This is a genomic window from Kocuria rhizophila (genome assembly GCF_003667225.1).
In the GTDB taxonomy this organism is placed as follows: Bacteria; Actinomycetota; Actinomycetes; order Actinomycetales; family Micrococcaceae; genus Kocuria; species Kocuria rhizophila.
Map to the genome: position 1 here is coordinate 1 of NZ_RCOM01000164.1, position 729 is coordinate 729.

2 protein-coding genes are annotated in these 729 nt (G+C 58.7%); one reads left to right on the top strand and one right to left on the bottom strand.

Annotation, left to right across the window (positions count from 1 at the left end; translation table 11 throughout):
* Positions 1-315, top strand: a 315-nt coding sequence (locus D9R02_RS12460) for a hypothetical protein (RefSeq protein ID WP_220700429.1), incomplete at its 5' end; no start/stop codon positions are given.
* A gap of 146 nt (positions 316-461) precedes the next feature.
* Here the strand turns inward: D9R02_RS12460 and D9R02_RS12465 are convergent.
* A partial coding sequence (locus D9R02_RS12465; RefSeq protein WP_220700430.1) for a hypothetical protein occupies positions 462-729 on the bottom strand: 268 nt, incomplete at its 5' end.

Sequence of the window (729 nt, forward strand, 5' to 3'; positions counted from 1 at the left end):
TTGATACTGAAGGCAAGGCGTAAAAGCCTGCCGAACCAGAGCTTCTTGCCATGTCTTTCCGAGCGTGCTCTGATTGCCATAGCCGCGCCGGAGCACCACGCGTCCAAACTGGGCCACAACGCGAAGGGCGTAGTCCAGTATCTCCGGCGTTGTGTTATCGCAGTCGACAAGTACGGCAACGCGAGATTCGGCAACGAGGGGTGGTGCGCTCATCTGTTCGCTAATCGAGTGACGAAGGGTGACGTCATGATAATGGCAAATCGATTCCCGTCCGTCGAGCGCGTTCCCCGACTGAAGGGCAGCCCGCAAGGGTAGTACCAATTGACGATTGTTGGTCAGTCGCGGCAGGGCCGGGAATCCGCCAAATGCCGGAGCGGGAACACGGTCCCGCCCCAGACGGCCTGCCGGCTAACGATTGCCCGATAGCCGGGACGGGGAAAAGAGTCGATCAAAATGGCGAATTACTGAGAGGTTCCGAACAAACCAATTCCCAGCGGCGGATCAAACGAACCGGCTTCATCGGTCCAGCCGTCGAGGTTGCCGCATTTGACCCGGTAGGAAACTAATGCTTTTGTCTCGACGTTGACCAGTCGGCATCGTGTGCCCGGCTGAACGGTTCCCTCGAAAGGCCCGTGCCGTTGCAGAACGTCAAGCGGGGCTCTATGCAGCGGAACGGGTGCTACTGCCGTTCGCCCCACAACGTCAATGGTATATCCACCGAACCAAGCG